General features: G+C 69.8%; 12 protein-coding genes. 7 read left to right on the forward strand and 5 right to left on the reverse strand.

Annotated features, from left to right (window positions below; all coding sequences use genetic code 11):
• Positions 1 to 186 precede the first annotated feature (186 nt).
• The 3 genes from AB6807_RS28150 to AB6807_RS28160 all read right to left on the reverse strand — a co-directional run bounded on the left by AB6807_RS28150 (position 187) and on the right by AB6807_RS28160 (position 4,387).
• Positions 187 to 2,673, reverse strand: a complete 2,487-nt coding sequence (locus AB6807_RS28150; RefSeq protein ID WP_371087129.1) for a TonB-dependent siderophore receptor — start codon at positions 2,671 to 2,673, stop codon at positions 187 to 189.
• 186 nt (positions 2,674 to 2,859) lie between these two features.
• Positions 2,860 to 3,882, reverse strand: coding sequence for a FecR domain-containing protein (locus AB6807_RS28155; protein ID WP_371087130.1), 1,023 nt, complete (start codon positions 3,880 to 3,882; stop codon positions 2,860 to 2,862).
• The gene (locus tag AB6807_RS28160) at positions 3,875 to 4,387 is read right to left on the reverse strand and encodes a sigma-70 family RNA polymerase sigma factor (protein ID WP_371087131.1); all 513 of its coding nucleotides are present in this window, start codon (positions 4,385 to 4,387) and stop codon (positions 3,875 to 3,877) included. The genes AB6807_RS28155 and AB6807_RS28160 overlap by 8 nt, the downstream gene beginning before the upstream one ends.
• A gap of 109 nt (positions 4,388 to 4,496) precedes the next feature.
• Between AB6807_RS28160 and AB6807_RS28165 the strand changes: the two genes are divergently transcribed.
• Positions 4,497 to 5,045: a DUF2867 domain-containing protein gene (locus AB6807_RS28165; RefSeq protein WP_371087132.1), complete on the forward strand. Its 549-nt coding sequence runs from the start codon at positions 4,497 to 4,499 to the stop codon at positions 5,043 to 5,045.
• 45 nt (positions 5,046 to 5,090) lie between these two features.
• Here AB6807_RS28165 and AB6807_RS28170 read toward each other — a convergent pair whose 3' ends face one another.
• Positions 5,091 to 7,874, reverse strand: coding sequence for an ATP-binding protein (locus AB6807_RS28170; protein ID WP_371087133.1), 2,784 nt, complete (start codon positions 7,872 to 7,874; stop codon positions 5,091 to 5,093).
• Between the two features lie 259 nt (positions 7,875 to 8,133).
• On the opposite strand from AB6807_RS28170, the gene AB6807_RS28175 reads away from it, so the two are divergent.
• The 6 genes from AB6807_RS28175 to AB6807_RS28200 all read left to right on the forward strand — a co-directional run bounded on the left by AB6807_RS28175 (position 8,134) and on the right by AB6807_RS28200 (position 17,114).
• Positions 8,134 to 8,571: a hypothetical protein gene (locus AB6807_RS28175; RefSeq protein ID WP_371087134.1), complete on the forward strand. Its 438-nt coding sequence runs from the start codon at positions 8,134 to 8,136 to the stop codon at positions 8,569 to 8,571.
• Between the two features lie 180 nt (positions 8,572 to 8,751).
• A complete protein-coding gene (locus tag AB6807_RS28180) occupies positions 8,752 to 9,849 on the forward strand; it encodes an alpha/beta hydrolase (RefSeq protein ID WP_371087135.1) in 1,098 nt (365 codons plus the stop codon).
• A gap of 48 nt (positions 9,850 to 9,897) precedes the next feature.
• Positions 9,898 to 11,205, forward strand: a complete 1,308-nt coding sequence (locus AB6807_RS28185) for a sterol desaturase family protein (RefSeq protein ID WP_371087136.1) — start codon at positions 9,898 to 9,900, stop codon at positions 11,203 to 11,205.
• Between the two features lie 116 nt (positions 11,206 to 11,321).
• Entirely contained in the window at positions 11,322 to 13,748 is a 2,427-nt protein-coding gene (locus AB6807_RS28190) for an ATP-binding protein (protein WP_371087137.1), read from the forward strand.
• Between the two features lie 8 nt (positions 13,749 to 13,756).
• Positions 13,757 to 16,162: an ATP-binding protein gene (locus AB6807_RS28195; RefSeq protein WP_371087138.1), complete on the forward strand. Its 2,406-nt coding sequence runs from the start codon at positions 13,757 to 13,759 to the stop codon at positions 16,160 to 16,162.
• 115 nt (positions 16,163 to 16,277) lie between these two features.
• Positions 16,278 to 17,114, forward strand: a complete 837-nt coding sequence (locus tag AB6807_RS28200; protein ID WP_371087139.1) for an alpha/beta hydrolase — start codon at positions 16,278 to 16,280, stop codon at positions 17,112 to 17,114.
• 88 nt (positions 17,115 to 17,202) lie between these two features.
• Here AB6807_RS28200 and AB6807_RS28205 read toward each other — a convergent pair whose 3' ends face one another.
• On the reverse strand, positions 17,203 to 17,604 hold the full coding sequence (locus AB6807_RS28205) for a PaaI family thioesterase (protein WP_165840346.1): 402 nt from the start codon (positions 17,602 to 17,604) through the stop codon (positions 17,203 to 17,205).
• Positions 17,605 to 17,750: the final 146 nt, after the last annotated feature.

Consider the following 17,750-nt stretch of genomic DNA (forward strand, 5'->3'; position numbering starts at 1 on the left):
GATTCAAAAGGATCAAGACAGAGTGCAGTTGCGTGCGCTGCTTCTGCAGAGCGCCGTGTCGGCACCGGCGACGGCGGCCGATTCAGCCTACTTCCTGTCCTTGCGAGACAGGATCAGGAAGGCCAGCGGCCGGGTGGGCACGACGCGATAGGCTCGCGCTGAAAAAGCCACGCGCCCCGCCTCCCCTCAGAACTTGTACCGCGCAATCACCTGCGCGCTGCGCGGCGCCCCGTACGTGCCCGAGTACCACCAGCCCGACATCGAGGCGATGTACTTGCGATCGAACAGGTTCTGCACATTGAGCGTCAGCGACAGCTTGTCGTTGACGTCGTAGCGGGCCATCAGGCTGGCCACGGCATACGCGTTTTGTCGTGCGGTGACGGTGCGGTCGATCTGCCAGGCATTGCCCGTGTAGCTGATGCCGCCGTTCCACTCCACGCCGCCGCCCAGCGTCACCCGGCGCCACTCGCCGGGCAACCGGTAGGTGGTCCACAGGCGGGCCATCTGGCGCGGGAAGGTGGTGTTGATGCGCTGGCCGGTCGCGTCCTTGGAGGCGCTGTAGTTGTACGAGGCCGTCAGGTTCCAGTCGCGGGTGAGCGCGCCGGTGAGTTCCAGGTCGATGCCCTGCGTCTTCGCACCCTTCACGGCGCGCGAGGCGGTGGCGGTGGTGCCGGGAATGAAGTGGCCCTCGTCCGGTTCTGAAATGTTGTCCTGGCGGATCTGGTAGACGGCGGCGCTGCTGGTCACGCGGCCGTCGAGAAAGCTGCTCTTCACGCCGGCTTCGTAGGTGTTGCCCTCCTGCGCGGCCAGCAGGTTGCCGTTGCGGTCGAGCGCGCTCTGCGGGTTGTAGATGGTGGCAAAGCTCGCGTAGAGCGTGTGGGTGGGGTTCAGCTCGTACACCAGGCCGGCATAGGGCGTGAACTTGCTTCGCTCGGACGACGGCGAGGTCGTGTGGTAGCCGGCGGTGGTGTCGGTGATGTAGTCGCTGTCGTAGTCCAGCAGCTTGCCGCCCACGATGAGCTTGAGCTGGTCGCTCAGCTGGAAGCGGCCCGCGCCGTAGATGCTCTTCTGGCGGCGCGTGCTGTCGAAGGTGACGAAGCGCTCGCCGAATACGGGGTTGTCGGCCCGGTTCCAGCTGTACACGTTGACGGCCGCACCATTGATGCCCGTGATGTCGAAGCTGCCGTTGGTCAGGCTGCGGAAGTCGGTGTAGTCGATGCCGATCAGCGCCTCGTGCTGGCGCCCGAACAGGGTGAACGGGCCGCTCAGCTTCAGGTCGACGGTCTTGTTGTGCAGGTCGTAGTCGCGGCGCTCGCTGTTCAGGCGCAGGCCGTCGCCGGTGAACTTGTCGAACAGGCTGCTGTTGACCGCCAGGTAGGTGGAGTCTTCGCGCTGTTTGGAGCGCAGGTAGTTGGCCGAGAGCTTGAGCTTCCAGTCGTTGGCGAACGACTGCTCCAGCGTGAGGAAGCCGCTGGTGGAATTGGTGTTGAAGCGGTTGTTGCGCCCGGCGCCGCTGAAGGACACGGGAAAATCGGCCTGCTCGCCGCTGCTGTTGAACAGCGGGTAGCCCAGGTACGACAGCGATCCGCGCGAGCGGTTCTCCTGGCGGTCGATGCCGGCGGTGAGCTTCAGCGATGAAGTCAGGTCGGCCTCGACCACGCCGTAGAGCACGTCCTTCTTCTTGCTGTAGTTGTCGATGTAGCTGTCGCCCTGCTGGTGCAGCGCGACCATGCGCCCGCGCACGCTGCCCGATGCGTTCAGCGGGCTCGACAGGTCGAGCACCGCGCGGCGATCGCCCCACGAACCGACGCTGGCTTCGACCGAGCCCTGGAAGGCGGCGGTGGGCTTCTTGCGCACCATGTTGATGATGCCGGAGGGGTCGCCCGCGCCCGTGGTCAGGCCCGAGGCGCCGCGCAGCACCTCGACGCGGTCGTACAGCGCCATGTCGGCGATGCTTTGCGAGGGCAGGGCGTCCAGCCCCAGGAACTCGGTGTGGGTGCTGACGCCGTCGAGCTGGTAGTTGGTGATGGCGTAGCCGCGCGCGCTGGCCGCCGAGCGCTCGGTGCCCAGCACCGAGGTCGAGATGCCCGGCGTGCGCGCCAGCACCTGGTTGATGCTGGTGAGGTTCTCGTCCTCGATGCGCTGCTGCGTCATCACGCTGATGGACTGCGGCGTGTCCTTCAGGCTCAGGTTGAGCCCGGTGGCCGCGACGCTGGGGCCGCGCGCGGCGTAGCTGCCGGTGCCTTCGGTGGTGCCGCTGCGGTCGGCGTCCGCGATGACGCGCACTTCGGCCAGCGTCGAGCCCGCGTCCGATGAGGAAGACGGGGCTGCCGCTGCGGTGGCGACCACGGTCAGCGTGCCGCCCGGCGTCTGCGCCAACGCCAGCCCGCTGCCCGCGAGCGCCTGCTGCGCGGCCTGCGCCACGGTGAAGCGGCCCTGCACGGCGTGGGCGCGGCGCCCGGCCACCAGGGCGGGGGCGGCGCTGATGCTTCGCCCGCCCTGGCGAGCGATGCGCGCGAGCACGATGCCCATGTCGTCGGCCGGCAGGTTCCAGGCCATGGCGCCGTCGACCGCCGTGCGTGAATCGGGTGAAGCGGGCAGGGTCTGCGCGAACGCCGCGGTGCTGCAAGCGAGCAGGGCGGCCAGCGCGAGGGCGGCTTGGCGCAGGGGCACTGGCGAACGTTGGGACGGGCGTTGGGGCAGGCGCTTGGCGGACGGAAGAAGGGGCAGTGTCACGTCGGACATCCTCGAATCGGTGCGGTTGATCGGTGCGTTCAACCCTGTATGTCCCGCGAGGGGTCGCAAACCCGTCAGGCCGTCGCTGTAGATGCAGTGCCGACGCAGTACCGAGGCGTTTTTTCAGCTGCCGCGCACGTCCACGTACACCACCCAGTCGCCCCAGCGGCGCACGCGCAGCGGCAGCGTGTCGACCAGCGCCTGCAGCACCTCCATCGGCCGGTCCAGCGGATAGACGCCGTAGACGCCGACGCGCGCGGCCTCGGGGCTGGCGCGCAGGATGGCGGGCGTGTACGGGCGCAGCGCGTCGAGCACGTCGGCCAGCGGCTGGTCGTGCACCTCGAGCACGCCGGTGGACCAGGCGCTCGGGTCGGTGCGCGTGTCGGTCAAGGGCTCCACGCGGTCGGCCTGCAGCCATGCGCTGCGGCCTTCGGCCAGGTCGGTGGGAGCCATGCGAACGTCTTCCCGCATCGGCATCAGCCGTACGCTGTGTTCCAGCACCGACACCAGCGTGCGTCCCTCGTCCTGCCGCACCATGAAGCGCGTGCCCAGCGCGCGCACGCTGCCCTGCGCGCTCTGCACCACAAAAGGCCGCTGCGCTTCGGAAGCGACCTGCACGATGAGCGCGCCCGCGCGCAGCCGCACCAGGCGCTGCGTGGGGCTGAAGTGCAGGTCGGCGGCCGAGCGTGCGTCCAGCAGCACGTCGCTGCCGTCGTCCAGAACGAAGCGCCTGCGCTCGGCGGTGCCGGTGTGCAGGTCGGCGGACCACGCCATCAGCGGCGCGCGCCGGTCGGCCCACAGCGCACTGCCGCCCGCGGCGCCCAGCAGCGCCACCGTGGCACCGCCGAGCAGGGCGCGGCGGCGGGTGCGGTGGTCGGGTGGCGGCGCGCTCAGGGCGCGCACGCCGGTAGGCGCGTGGCCGCCGGTTTGCAGCTGGTTCAGCGCGGGCGCGATGCGCTGGTCGAGCCGCTGTTGCAGCGTGGCCCACGCGGCGGCGTGCGCGGGGGCGGCGGCGAGCCAGTGGGCGAAGGCACGGCGGTCGCTGTCGCTGCCGTGGCCCGAGTCGAGCCGCACCAGCCAGTCGATGGCCTGCTCGGTCACGGCGTCGAGCTGCGGCGGCGTGGCGTGCGCCGGCACCTCAGGCATCGGCCTGCGCCGGGCAGGTGTACAGGTGCACGATGGCCTGCTTGACGTAGCGCTCCACCGAGGTGATCGACACGTCCATGCGCGCCGCGATCTCGCCGTGCGCCAGCCCTTCGAGCTGGCGCAGCAGGAAGGCCTCGCGCACCTTGGGCGGCAGGCCGTCGAGCCAGCGGTCCAGCGTTTCGATGGCTTCGCGCACCAGCGCATAGGCCTCGGGCGACGGCGCCAGCTCTTCGGGCTGGGCCGCGAGCGCATCGAGCCAGGCGCGCTCCAGTTCGCGGCGGCGCCAGAAGTTGTAGAGCACGCGCTGCGCCAGCGTGGTCAGGTAGGCGCGCGGCTCGCGGATGGCCTGCGTCTGGCCGCCCACGATGACGCGCACGAAGGTGTCCTGCGTCAGGTCCGCGGCCGTGTGGCCGTCACCCAGCCGGCGCCGCAACCAGCCTTGCACCCAGTCGCGATGCTCGCGGTAGAGCGCGTCGATCGGGGCTGCGGCAGCGGGGGAGGACATGAAAACAGGGGTGAGTCAATGAGAATTACTCTCATTCTAGCCCGCGCTGCCATGGTGGCCGGCACCCCCGGCGACCCCGAGAACACAGCCCCGGTCGCACAATGCGGCCATGACCCAACAACCGATGAACCCGGTGAACCCCGTGAGAGCCGTCGCCTTGCCCGCCGAAAGCGACATCGCCCACCTGTTCGGCGATGCGCATCTGGCCGACGCCTTCGCGATCACGCTGCCGGCCGGTGCGCCGCAAGACACCGAGCTGCTGGCGCGCGCGGTGTTCGGCAACCCGGCCCCGTGGTTTCGTGCGCTGCTGGCCTGCAGGGACGCCATCGTCGCGCCGTTCGGCATCAAGACCGCGGCGAAGATTCGCCGCGAACTGGGCGGCGACGCCTCGGCCACGCACATCGACTTCTTTCCCATCGTGGCGCGCCACCGCAACGAACTCATCCTCGGTGAAAACGACCGGCACCTGGACTTCAGGGCCTCGGTGCTGCAGCGCGCCACCGCCGGCGGCGCGGGGCGCGAGCTGGTCGCGACCACGGCCGTGCATTGCCACAACCCGTTCGGCCGCGTCTACCTCTTCGTGATCACGCCCTTCCACCGGCTGGTGGTGCGCTCCTTCCTGGCGCGCGCCGCGGCGCGAGGGTGGACGGGCGCCTGACCGGTATCTGTATCTATATCTATATCTAGCAAGCAGGGACGACGCTCAGCCGCGGTACAGCGCATCCTGAATGCGCTCCAGGTCCGGCGGCTTCGCAAAGTGCGCGTCGAAGCCCGCCGAGCGCGCCTTGTCGCGGTCCGACTCCTGGCCGTAGCCCGTCAGCGCGAGCAGCACCATGCCTTGCCAGCGCGCGTCCGCGCGCACGCGCCGCGCCAGGTCGTGCCCGCTCATGCCCGGCAGGCCCACGTCGAAGATGCCTGCGTCGAAAAGCGCCGACTGCGCTTGCAACAGCTCCAGCGCGCGCTCCGCGCTGTCGGCGGTGCTCACGTCGTGGCCTTCCAGCGTGAACCAGTCGGCCAGCACCACCAGCGCGTCGCGGTTGTCGTCGACCAGCAGCATGCGCAGCCGCGGGCGGGTGTCGGCGCTGGCGCTGGCTGCAGGCAGCGGCAACGCGGCCTCGGTGCGTGCCAGCGGCAGCCGCACGGTGAAGGTGCTGCCCTGCCCGGGCCCGGCGGAGTGCGCCTCGATGGTGCCGCCGTGCAGCCGCGTCAGGCTGTGCGCAATGGCCAGGCCCAGCCCGAGCCCGCCCGCGGCGCGCTGCAGCTGCTGCTCGCCCTGCACGAAACGCTCGAACACCTGCGACAGCAGCGCGGGCGCAATGCCGATGCCGGCGTCGGCCACGGTCAGCTCCGCGTGCCCGTCGTGCGTGCGCAGCGCGATGTCGATGCGCTCGTCGGGCTGGGTGAACTTGGCGGCGTTGTTCAGCAGGTTGCCCACGATCTGCGCGAGCCGCAGCGGGTCGCCCTGCACGCTCACCGGCGCGTCGGGCAGCAGCACATGCGGCATCTGCCCGCGCGCCTGCAGGGCGGGCAGGGTGAGCTCCAGTGCCTTGGCCACCGTGTCGCGCAGGTCGACGCGCTCGGGCCGCAGCACGATCTTTCCGGACACGATGCGCGAGATGTCGAGCAGGTCGTCGACGAGCCGCGACAGGTGCCTGACCTGCCGCTCGATGATCTGCCGCTCGCGCGGAAACGCCGCCGGGTCGCGCCGCTCGATGAGCGTGAGCGCCAGCGAAATGGGGGCCAGCGGGTTGCGCAGCTCGTGGCCCAGCATGGCCAGGAACTCGTCCTTGGCCTTGCTGGCCACCTCGGCCTGCGCCTGGGCCTGGCGCGCGCGGGCCAGCAGGCGCACGTTGTCCAGCGCCAGCGCCGCGCGCTGCGCCAGCTCGCCGATGAGCGCGCCGTCTTCCGGCCCGAAGCGGCGCTTCGAGCGGTCCTGCAGGATGGCCATGGCGCCGATGGTGCGGCCGCGCGCCACCAGCGGCACCACGCAGCCCGCGGTAATGCCCAGCCCCTGCACGAAGTCGCGCAGCTGCGGGTGCGCGTTGTCGAGCAGGCCGGGCTCGTCGAGGTTGTGCAGAAAGGTCTGGCCGGTGGCAATCGCCCACGGAAAAAAGCCGGGGACGTCGGCCGGCGCTTCGCGCGTGCCCACCATGGCTGCGATCTGCGCGCCGCGCGCGGGGTCGGCATGGTGTGTGAGCTTGCGCTGCAGCACGTCGTGTTCGTCGAGCAGGTCGATGCGGCACAGGTCGGCCACCTCGGGCACGATCACCTCGGCAATGGCGTGCAGCGTGGAGTCTTCCTCGAGCGAGCGCGACAGCGCGGCGCTGGCGCTCACCAGGCGCTCCAGCCGCCGTTGCGCGCCCTGTGCCGAAGTGCGGGCGTCGCGCTCGGCCCCGAGCAGGCGCTCGCGTTCCACCTCGTGCCGCTGGCGCTGGGTGGCGGCCGAGGTCAGCGCGTTGCCCACGGCGTCGACCTCGGCGATGCCCGAGCGCACGTCGCTCACCGGCTGGCCCAGGCCGAGCGCGTCGGCGTTCTGGCGCAGCCGCGCCATCGGGCGCGTGATGGCGCGCGACATCCACCAGGCGGCCAGGGCGCCCAGCAGCAGCGAGAACAGCAGTCCGCTGCCGTAGGCGATGAGCGTGCGGCGCATCGCGTCTTCGGCGACCGCCGTGGGGGCGCCCAGCGCCACCGTCCAAGGCGCGAAGTCCAGCCGCGACACGGCCGTCTGCACGTGCGTGCCGTCCACGTTGCGCGTGCTGCCGACGAACTCCTGGCGGTCGCGGCGCGAGCCGAGCAGCGCCTTCAGCGAGTCGCTGGGCGCCTGGCCCCTAAAACGCGCGTCTTCGCGCGAGCGCGCCACGCGCAGGTCGTTGGAGTCGAACACCGAGGCCGCCCAGCCCTCGGGCACGCGCTGGCGCATCAGCACCGCGTGAATGGCCTCGGGCCGCACGATGGCCGTGAGCACGTAGCGCACCTCGCCGTTGCGCACCACCGGCACGCGCACCGCGAAGGCCGGGTTGCCCCGCGGCCCGGGCGTGAGCGGGCCGACCGCGGGCTGCCCGTTGTGCACCACCTGGGCCAGGCTCGCGGCCTCGACCACGTTCTCGCCCGTGCCGGTGACGGCGCCTTCGGTGCTGAAGATGACCTTGCCGTTGGGCGCCACCAGCAGCACGCCGCGCCACTCCGGATGCGAGGCGCGCAGCGCCTTCGACAGCAGCAGCGCGTCGACCAGGCCCGAAGACTCCGGCGCGCCCAGCGGCTCCGTCAGCGCCAGCGCCTGCAGCGCGGCCACGGTGAGGCGCAGTTCGCTGTCCACCGCCGTGGCCAGCGCGCGCGCCACGCCGAGCGTGGAGGTCTGCGTCTGCTGGCGCTGCCCCTGCAGCAGCCCGTGCAGCGCGAAGCCGCAGACGACGGCCAGCGGCAGCAGCGCCGCGGAGGCAACCAGCAGGAGGCGGGCCGACAGGGTGGGGGTGCGAATGGACAACACGGGGCGAGGACGGCAGGAGGGCAGAAAGGCCAGGGCGTGGGGTGGCGGGCTCGAAGAGCCGACATTGTGGCGTGGCCCGGGCCGTTTCATGCGGTCGGCACGGCGTCGGCACCGCGTCGGCACTGCGTCGGCACTGCGTCGGCACTGCGTCGGAATCCCGCCGAGATTTCGCTGAATGCCGCCGAAAGCGGCGGCGTCATCACCCGGACGCGCCCTTTGCCTACATCCCCGCGCGCGCGAAAGCCCGAGCGTGGCTGCCATGAAACTTGCCGTCTACATCGTCGAGGACGAACCGCTGATCCAGGACAGCCTGAAGGTCGTCATCGAGGGCTACCTGCGCGCCGAGGTGATGGGCGCGGCGCCCTCGGAGGCCGAGGCGGTCGCGTGGTTGCGCGCCAACGACGGCGCCTGGCACCTGCTGGTGGTCGACCTGAACCTGGCGCAGGGCTCGGGGCTGGGCGTGCTGGCGGCGGTGGCCGGCGCACGCGTCGAAGACGCCAGCAACGGCGATGGCAACGGCAAGCGCAGGGGCAAGGCGCGGGTGAAGGGCGTGGTCGTGGCGCTGACCAACGCGGCCTCCGCCGGCAACCGGGCCGAATGCCTGCGCCTGGGTGCGGACGCGGTGTTCGACAAGGCGGCGGAGATCAACCAGTTCCTCGCGTACTGCGAGAAGAAGATACCGGGCGCGATGGCCTGAAGCCCGCCGCGAGGCCGCCCCGCATGCGCGCTGCATGCGCGCTGCCTCCGAGCCCGGGCCGGCCAGATGTAGCAGCGCTGTTTCAACTGCGCCCATGCCGGCGGGCTCCAGGTGGGGTTTGAACGGAGGCCCCCTGCGCCGCGCCAATGAGAGCATCACGGCGCAACTCAGGAAAAGACGATGAACCACCGGATTGCCTCTTTCGCCGCGCTGCTGGCCACCGCCGTGCTCGCCGCCTGTTCGCAGGTGCCGCAGACCTACACCGAGAAAGCCACCGCGCAAGCCACCGCCAACGCGCAGCCCGGTGCGCGGCGCTCGCCGGCGCAGACGCTGCCCACGCCGACCAACGACGTCAGTCCGCAGATGCAGGCGCTGATCGGGGCGCCGTATCCGGCGCACTTCAACGCCGAGCCCAAGAACGCCGCCGAGTGGAAGGCGCTGGTCAACAGCCGCGCCGCACCGGTGATTGCCGCGATTCCGGCGCTCAAGCAGAAGCTGGGCGTGAGCGTGCTGCCCACCAAGATCGCCGGGGTGAACGTGTTCGTCGTCACGCCCAACAAGTTCGCGCCGGGCAACGAGCGGCGCCTGCTGATGCACGTGCACGGCGGCGGCTACGTGTTCGGCCCCGGCGAGGCGGCGCTGCCCGAGGCCATGCTGCTCGCGAGCATCGGCGGCTACAAGGTGGTGTCGGTCGACTACCGCATGCCGCCCGACTACCCGTACCCCGCGGCCATGGACGACGCCATGGCGGTGTGGAAGGAGCTGCTCAAGACCAACCGCGCGCGCGGCATGGGCGTGTTCGGCACCTCCACCGGCGGCGCGATGACGCTGGCGCTGGTGCTGCGCGCCAAGGCCGAGAACGTGCCGCTGCCCGCGGCCATCGCGCCGGGCACGCCGTGGTCCGACATCGCCAAGATCGGCGACACCTACCAGACCAACGAGTGGGTCGACAACATCCTCGTTACCTGGGACGGCTGGCTCGGCCGCGCCGCGCTGCTCTACGCCGGCGGACGCGACCTGAAAGACCCGCAGCTCTCGCCCATCTACGGCGACTTCAAGGGCTTTCCGCCGGCCATCCTGACCACCGGCACGCGCGACCTGTTCCTGTCGAACACCGTGCGCACGCACCGCAAGCTGCGCCGCGCCGGCGTCGAGGCCGAGCTGAACGTGTACGAAGGGCAGTCGCACGCGCAGTACGGCATCAACCCCGATGCGCCGGAAACGCGAGAAGCATTTGGCGATATCGCGCGTTTCTTCGACAAGCACCTGGGGCGCTAGCGGGCATGGCGCATCGATACTCGGTCGCCACCCAACGACCGACGACGCATGCCCACGCCCACATCATCTTCAGCACCACCCCCCGCGCCCTCGTCCACGGACGCCGTCGACCGACTGAAGAACGACCTCGCATCTGAAGTGCGCAAGGGCGTCGACCTGGCCCTGTCGCACGGCCCGCTGCGCCGCGGCAAGGGCATGGTCAGCGGCATGGTCGCGCTGGTGCTGGCCAACTTCAGCATGCTGGCCGTGCTGATGTTCCAGTTTCCCGCCTTCCTCAGCACGCCCAAGGTGCGCGAAGTGTTGAGCTTCGACGCCATGCGCGGCGTGCTGCTGGCGGCCATGGTGCTGTGCGGCGCGCTGGCGCTGACCAACATCGTCTTCAACCGCGTGCGGCGGCTGTCGGCCTGGGCGCTGTTCTGGCTGGCGGTGGCGGTGGTCGGCTCGCAACTGGGCGTGAGCACGGCGGGGCAGGGCTGGCTGCCGGCGAGCGCGGTGCCGCTGCCCGCGAACATGCCCTACCTGGGCGTCGACTGGTTCATCTTCGACCTGCTGGCGACCACGCTGCTGTTCACCACCATCGAGAAGCTCAGGCCGCTGCGCGCCGACATGCCGGTGTTTCGCAAGGGGTGGCAAACCGATTTCATGTACTTCGTGACCGGCCACCTGCTGGTGGGGCTCACGCTGTTCCTGGTCTACGCCATTCTTTATGGCGCGACCGGCATGTTCGCTGGCGTGCACCCGGTCGCGCAGGACACGCTGCGCGGCTGGTTTCGAAACCTGCCGTTCGGCTGGGCGCTGTTGCTGCTGATGTTGATCACCGACTTCGCGCGCTACTGGCTGCACCGCTTCTATCACCAGACCGCCATCGGCTGGCGGCTGCATTCCATTCACCACAGCGCCGAGCACATGGACTGGATCTCGGGCAGCCGCACCCACGGCGTGGAGACCGTGCTGTCGACCGTGGTCATTCTTGCGCCCGCGTTCCTGCTGGGCTTTTCGCAGAGCGTGATCAACGTGTACATCGTCATCGCGGGCGTGCAGGCGGTGTTCAACCACACCAACGCGTCGGTGCGGCTGGGGCTGCTGCGCTACCTGGTCGTGACGCCCAACTTCCACCACTGGCACCACAGCCGCGATGCGGAGGGCCTGGACCGCTGCTACGCCGCGCACTTCGCGTTCTGGGACTACCTGTTCGGCACCGCGGTGAAGACCGACAGGAACAAGGTCTGGCCCGACAACTACGGCGTGGTGGGCGGCTATGTGCCCGAGGGGTTCTGGCGGCAGCAGCTGTATCCGCTGACGTGGTCGGGGCGGTGGACGGATGAGCACGGGGTGGCGCATCGGGAGAACCGCTGAAAGATTCCGTTCCCGGCAAGGTCGAGGACGGTCGCGTCTGTCGCCCGGCGCATCCCGCATTGCCCTTCGCCAGATACCTGCCGACCCCTGCGAAACAGGTCCATGATCGGCGTCTCATGACCCCGTGGCGTTCGCTCGTTCCGCTCTCGCTCGCGTGCCTGTGCACCCTGGCCAGCGCGGACATGCCCGCCCAGCCGAGCAACCTGAGCCCTGAAGAGCGCGCCTGGATCGCCGGCCGCCCCGTGGTGCGTATCGCGATCGCCTCCGACGCCAAGCCGGTGCAGTACATGGAAGGCGGCGAGCTCAAGGGCATCGCCTCCGAATACCTGAAAGTGCTCGAGCAAAAAAGCGGGGCGGAGTTTCGCTATGTCGCGGTCGACAGCAACGAAGCCGGCGCCGACATGATGCGGCGCGGCCAGGCGGATGCGATGTCTCTCATGCGCGCGGTCGGCGCGCCGGTGCAGGAGCAGGGCCTGCTCTACACCCGCACGCGCATCGGGTTCCCCTTGATGGTGGTCACCCGGGCGGGGGAGCGGTTCATTGCCGGCATTCCGGAGCTGAACGGAAAGAAGATCGCCACGGCCCTGCATCCGTTCATCGACACATTGCGCGCCGAGCTGCCGGATTCGACATTGACCGAGTACCGCTCGGCCCTCGACCTGCTCACGGCCGTTGCGAACGGCAGCGCGGACGTGGCCGTGGCCACGCAGCTGAACACGCTGCCCTACCTGTATCGCCGCTTCAAGGGCGTGCTGCAGATATCGGGGGTGCTGTCGGAGTACTCGAGCCAGTACGTGCTGGCCGTCAGGCAAGACGAGCCGGTGATGTACGCGGTCTTGCAGAAGTCGATCTTCTCTGTCAGCGGCGAAGAGCTGGCGCAGGTCTACAGCCGCTGGCTCGAGGCCGACGCCTTCGACACCCCCTCTTTCAAGGCGCTCGCCAGCGAGTACATGACCGAGTTCCTGCTGCTGGCGTTGATCGCCTTGCTGTTGGCGGGGCTCGTCTACCAGGCGCACCGGCAGCGCCTGCGCGCGATGCGCAACGAGGGCGAGAAGGCGCGCTTCCTGGCGGTGATGAGCCACGAGGTGCGCTCGCCGATGAACGCCATCCTCGCGGCCGTCGAGCTGCTGGAGCGCACGCCGCTCACCCGCGCGCAACGGCGCCTGGCCGGCATGGCGGACAGGGCCGGCCGCGCGCTGCTCGGGCTGCTGGACGACGTGCTCGACTATTCCCGGCTCGAGGCGCGCCAGCTGAAGCTGTCGCTCGCGCCGGTGGACGTCACCGCCTTCGTGCACCAGGTCGCGCAGCTGCATCGCGCCGACGCCGATGCGAAGCAGCTCGCGCTCACCGTGCACACCGCGGCGGACGCGTGCTGGTTGCTGCTGGACGAGGCGCGGGTGGCGCGCGTGTTGAACATCCTGCTGTCGAACGCGGTGAAGTTCACCGAGGTCGGCGGCATCGATGTTCGCGTGGGCTGCGTGCCCAGCGACGCACGCGGCGAGGGGCAAGGCAAGGTGCAACTGGCCCTCTCCGTGGCCGACACCGGCATCGGCATCGTGGCTCACAACCAGGCACGGCTGTTCGAGCCCTACGCGCAGGCGGCCAACACCTACAAGCGCTCAGGCGGCACCGGCCTGGGGCTGGCGGTCTGCCGCGAACTGGCTTTGCTGATGGGCGGCACGCTGTCTCTGGCAAGCGAAACGGGCAAAGGCACGACGGTGACCTTGTCGCTGCGCGCGCAGATTGCGCAGAGCGCGCCGGGCCCGGTCGAGCCGCCATCGGATCTGGATGCGCACACGCCTTCTCCGGCCGGCACGCTTGCCGCGGCTTCATCAATCTCCGCAGTGCGCATCCTGCTGGTCGAAGACGCACCCGCGAACCAGGAAGCGATTCGCGCCCAGGTGCGCGGCTTCGGTTGCACGTTGCGCGTGGCCGCCAACGGCGCGCAGGCACTGGCTGCATTCGCCGACGAGCGCTTCGACCTGGTGCTCATGGATTGCGAGCTGCCCGGCCAGGACGGCTACGCAGTGGCGAGCGCCCTGCGGCGCATGGAGATCGCGCCCGTGCGCGCGCCCATCCTCGCCATTTCGGCCACGACCGGCACCGCGCACACCGAACGCTGTTTCGACGCGGGCATGGACGGCGTGCTGGGCAAGCCCATCGGCCTGGCCAAGCTGCGCAATGCCATCGAGCTGTGGTGCGACGTGAGCCTGGCGCCGGCAACGGACGTCGTGACGTCGAACGAAGCGGTTGAAGAGGTGGGCAAACTGCCGCAAGTGCGCGATGCCTTGTCGCGCGATGTGCGCGACCTGCTGCGCGCCGTGGCATTGCGCGATGCCGACGCCGCGTTGCGCGCTGCGCACCGCCTGCACGGCGCCGCGCTGACCCTGGGCTGGCAACACATCGCGCAGCCCGCCGGCGGCATCGAGTCGCTGCTGCGCGCGCAAGCGCCATGGCACGACGAAGACTACGCCGCGCTGCTGGCAAGGCTCGTTGCGGGCGCGCCGCCGATGGCCGTGGCAGTGGCGAGCGGTGACCGATGAGGCTGCGCATGAAGGCCTTGCTTGCGATTCCCGCATTGGTGCTGAGCCTGCTGCTGGCAGGCGCCGCGGCGGCTGCACACCTGCCCGCCGACAAAGACTTGTTGACCGGCGAAGAGCAGCAGTGGGTCGCGCGGCACCCCGCGTTGCGCGTCGGCTTCGTCGCGAACATCCAGCCCATCGAGTATTTCGAGAACGGCGAGCCGCACGGTCTCTCCGTCGAATACCTGCGCGCGATGGCGGCCAAGGCCGGCATCCGCCTGAGCCCGGTGCCCTGCCCCGACCGCGTGGCCTGCAGGCAGATGCTGGTGCGCGGCGACATCGACGTGGTGTCCGACAACAGGCCGCTGGGCGCGCCTTCGCCCGACGTCGCCATCGCGTACACCGCGCGCCACCAGGTCAGCACGGGGCTCGTCGTCACGCAGGCGGACCGCTCCCTGTTGCTCGACGCCGTGCAGCTGAACGGCATGTCCATCGCCATCGGCCGGCAGTCGCCGTACGAGGCCGTGCTGCGCAAGCAGTTGCCGAAATCGACCTTCGTGGTGACCGATTCGGCGCGGCAGCTGCTGGCGTCGGTGCGCGATGGTGCTGCCGATGTCGGCATTGCCACGGAAGCCTTCGTGCTGCCGTACCTGGACCGCGAGTTCAAGGCGTACCTGCAGATTGCGGGCGTGGTGCCCTACATCTCGCTGCAGCTCGATTTCGGCGTGCGCGCGGACGACCCCGTGGCGCTGTCCGTGCTCGACAAGTTGCTGAAGACGCTGACGCTCGAAGAGCGCCGCGACATCTACGGCCGATGGCTGGGCCAGGCCGACTTCGACATGCCCTTCGTGACCGTCGTCGCGCGGCATTACGTGCGCGAATCGCTGCTGGCCTTGCTGGCGCTGCTGCTGCTGGTGGCGCTTGCGTACCAGACCCGTCGGCGGCGGCAGGCGGCCCGGCGCAACGAGCGCGAGAAGACGCACTTTCTCTCGCTCACCAACCATGAAATGCGCTCGCCGATGAACGCGATGCTGGGCGCCGTGGAGTTGCTGCGCCTGACGCCCATGGACAAGGGCCAGCAGCACCTTGCAGACCTTGCCGACCAGGGCGGCCAGGCGTTGCTGCGGGTGCTCGACGAGGGCCTGGACCCGACCGGCGCGAACGCTGTGCCGCCCGGGCTGACGCGCACGCCGACCGACGCGGCGGCGCTCGTGCGCAGCGTGGCCGAGCTGCATCGCCTGCGCGCGAAAGAAAAGAACATCGCGCTGACCGTGACCCTGCACACCCCCACCGCGTGGCTGATGCTGGACGAGGCGCGCGTGGCCCAGGTGCTGCGCAACCTTGTCTCGAACGCGATCAAGTTCACCGAGGCGGGCGGGGTGGACATTGCCGTGCGCGTGGACGATGCCGACGCGCCGGCCTTCAGGCGGCTGACCATCGACGTGACCGACACGGGCGTCGGCATTTCCGGGCAGACGCAGGCGCGGCTGTTCCAGCCCTATGCGCAGGCCGCCGATTCGTACGGGCGCGCGGGGGGAACGGGGCTGGGCCTGTTCATCAGCCGCGAACTCGCGACGCTGATGGGCGGCACGTTGTCGATGACCAGCATGCCCGGGCAGGGCACGACGGTTACACTGGCGCTGATGGCCGAGCTGGCCGTTGAAAACTCGCAGCAGGCGGCGCAAGAAGAGGCGCCCGACCCGCACGTATTCGCACACGGTGAGCAAGCGCCCGCTCGCCCTTTCAGCGTGGCGAGCAGCGGTGTTCGCGTGCTGGTGGTCGAAGACACGCCCGCCAACCAGGAGGTGCTGCGCGCGCAGTTGCTGAGCCTGGGCTGCGAGCCCGTGGTGGCGCCCGATGCCGCGCGCGCCATGGCGCTCTTTGCGGAAGAAAATTTCCAGCTCGTGCTGATGGACGTCGACCTGCCCGACAAGGATGGCTACACGCTGGGCGCCGAGCTGCGCCGCTTCGAGGCCGGGCAACAGCGCGGGCGCGTGCCCATCATTGCCATCTCGGCTTCGACGGGCGAAGAGCACCTGCAGCGCTGCACCCTCGCCGGCATGGACAACGTGCTGAGCAAGCCCATTCGGCTGGCGCGGCTGAAGGCAGCCATCGAACATTGGTGCGGGGTGAAGCTGGTGCCGCACGGTGGAGCCGCAGCCCCGCAAGACCCGTCGCACGCGAGCGACGAAGCAGGCGATGTCGACGTGGCCATCGACGCGCTGCTCCAAGCCACGGCCCTGCATGAGCGCGACGCAGGCCTGCACGCTGCCCGCCGCTTGCACGAGGCCGCGGCGCAACATGGCAGCGCACAAACGGCACAGGCCGCCGCGCTCATCGAGTCCTCGATGCGCGCGCCGCACCCGTGGCCCACCGACGAACAGGCACAGATGCTGGCCCGAATGGTTGATGCATGGGAAAGCGATCGCGGATAGCCGGCGCCCCGGCTTTCCACCGCCGATGCGCGGGGTTGCTGCAACGCGGCGAAACTAGGCCCTGAAACCGCCGGCCCTGCTGGCGACCTTTCAGTCTTTCCCGGGAGCTTCTCACTTGTCATCCAACAAAGTCTTTCGTGTCGCCCTGTCGGCCTCGGCGGCCGCCATCGGCAGCCTTGCCGCGTACTGGACGCTGCTGGCCACGCGCCAGGGCGACATCCTGTTCAACGCGCGCAAGCTGCCCGTCGTTCATCTGTCCGAAGATTTCTCCACCTACTCGCACACGGTGCCGGGCGGCATGGTGCGCGGCTACGTGTATCACCCGCAGGGCGAAGACGCGCTGCAGGACCTGTTCATCTACTTCGCGGGCCGCGGCGAAGACGTGCGCGCCACCGCGCAGATGCTGCACTGGCTGCCGGAGGGCTTCGGCTTTGCCGCGCTCAACTACCGGGGGGTGGCCGACTCGCAGGGGCGGCCGTCGGAAATCGCCTCTGTCGAAGACGCCGCGCAGTTCGCCAACCACCTGCGCCGCGCGCTCCCGCATGCGCGGCTGCACGTGGTGGGCCGCAGCCTGGGAACGGGCGTGGCCATCCAGCTGGTGGCGCGGCAGGAGTTCGCGAGCCTGCAGCTGGTGACGCCCTACGACTCGATGCTGCAGGTGGCCAAGCGGCGCTTTCCGCTGGTGCCGCTGTCGCTGCTGTTGCGCCACCAGTTCAACTCGCTCGAACACAGCCGCGAGGTGGCCGCGAAGACGCAGGTGCTGCTCGCCGAGCGCGACGACGTGGTGCTGCCCGAACGCTCCGCCAGGCTCATCGAAGCGTGGCCGACGCCCATCAGCGTGCAGACCGTGCCGGGCTCGGACCACCACAGCATCATGGGGCTGGAGGCGACGTGGCTGTATCTCATCGACTTTGCGCTGACGTCGATCCTGCCGGAACCGAAGGTCGCCTGATCGCGACCCGATGCCCTGACTGCCAGCGCTTCCAGCCGTGCGATTGAGCGCCGCCGCCAGCGCCTTTGTCAGCCTGTGTCAGCCTGTGTCAGGCCGGCGCCCTGACCAGCTTGCCCGTGGACGAAGCGCGCGCAACCAGGCGGCCGTCCGGCGCGAACAGGTCGGCCTCGAGAAAGACCACGCTGCGGCCCCAGCGAAGAATGCGCGCCTCGGCCTCGAAGGTGGTCACCTCGGCACGGTCGAGAAACGACACCTTGAGCTCCAGGCTGGCGAGGCTGGCCGTCGGGTCCTTGGCATTCACCGCGAAGGCCATGGCGCAGTCGAGCCACGCCGTGACCAGCCCGCCCTGCACCACGGTGCCGTTGCTGTGCGCGAACTCGGGCCGCGCGACGAAGCGCACGCGCGCCGAGCCCTTGTCCGACGAGGTGTGCAGCACTTGCGAGAAGCCGATGGTCTGCATCAGCGCGCTGGGGAATTTTTCGATGTCCATGCGGCGCATTTTCTGGCGATACGATGCGCCCGCGCCAGGGCACGCTGTCGCCTGCGCAACCGCGAGGCCCCGCGGCCCGATCGCTTGACCCGGCCCCTGCGGCCACCTTCATAAAGACGCCCATCAGTCCCACAACGAGGTGATGC

It is taken from the genome of Variovorax sp. RCC_210 (assembly GCF_041355175.1).
In the GTDB taxonomy this organism is placed as follows: Bacteria; Pseudomonadota; Gammaproteobacteria; order Burkholderiales; family Burkholderiaceae_C; genus Variovorax.

Coding starts and splice junctions, on each gene's coding strand:
- AB6807_RS28155 (WP_371087130.1), bottom strand. CDS start 3,882: ATGCCTGAGGTGCCGGCGCACGCCACGCCGCCGCAGCTCGACGCCGTG.
- AB6807_RS28160 (WP_371087131.1), bottom strand. CDS start 4,387: ATGTCCTCCCCCGCTGCCGCAGCCCCGATCGACGCGCTCTACCGCGAG.
- AB6807_RS28165 (WP_371087132.1), top strand. CDS start 4,497: ATGACCCAACAACCGATGAACCCGGTGAACCCCGTGAGAGCCGTCGCC.
- AB6807_RS28175 (WP_371087134.1), top strand. CDS start 8,134: ATGAAACTTGCCGTCTACATCGTCGAGGACGAACCGCTGATCCAGGAC.
- AB6807_RS28180 (WP_371087135.1), top strand. CDS start 8,752: ATGAACCACCGGATTGCCTCTTTCGCCGCGCTGCTGGCCACCGCCGTG.
- AB6807_RS28185 (WP_371087136.1), top strand. CDS start 9,898: ATGCCCACGCCCACATCATCTTCAGCACCACCCCCCGCGCCCTCGTCC.
- AB6807_RS28190 (WP_371087137.1), top strand. CDS start 11,322: ATGACCCCGTGGCGTTCGCTCGTTCCGCTCTCGCTCGCGTGCCTGTGC.
- AB6807_RS28195 (WP_371087138.1), top strand. CDS start 13,757: ATGAAGGCCTTGCTTGCGATTCCCGCATTGGTGCTGAGCCTGCTGCTG.
- AB6807_RS28205 (WP_165840346.1), bottom strand. CDS start 17,604: ATGGACATCGAAAAATTCCCCAGCGCGCTGATGCAGACCATCGGCTTC.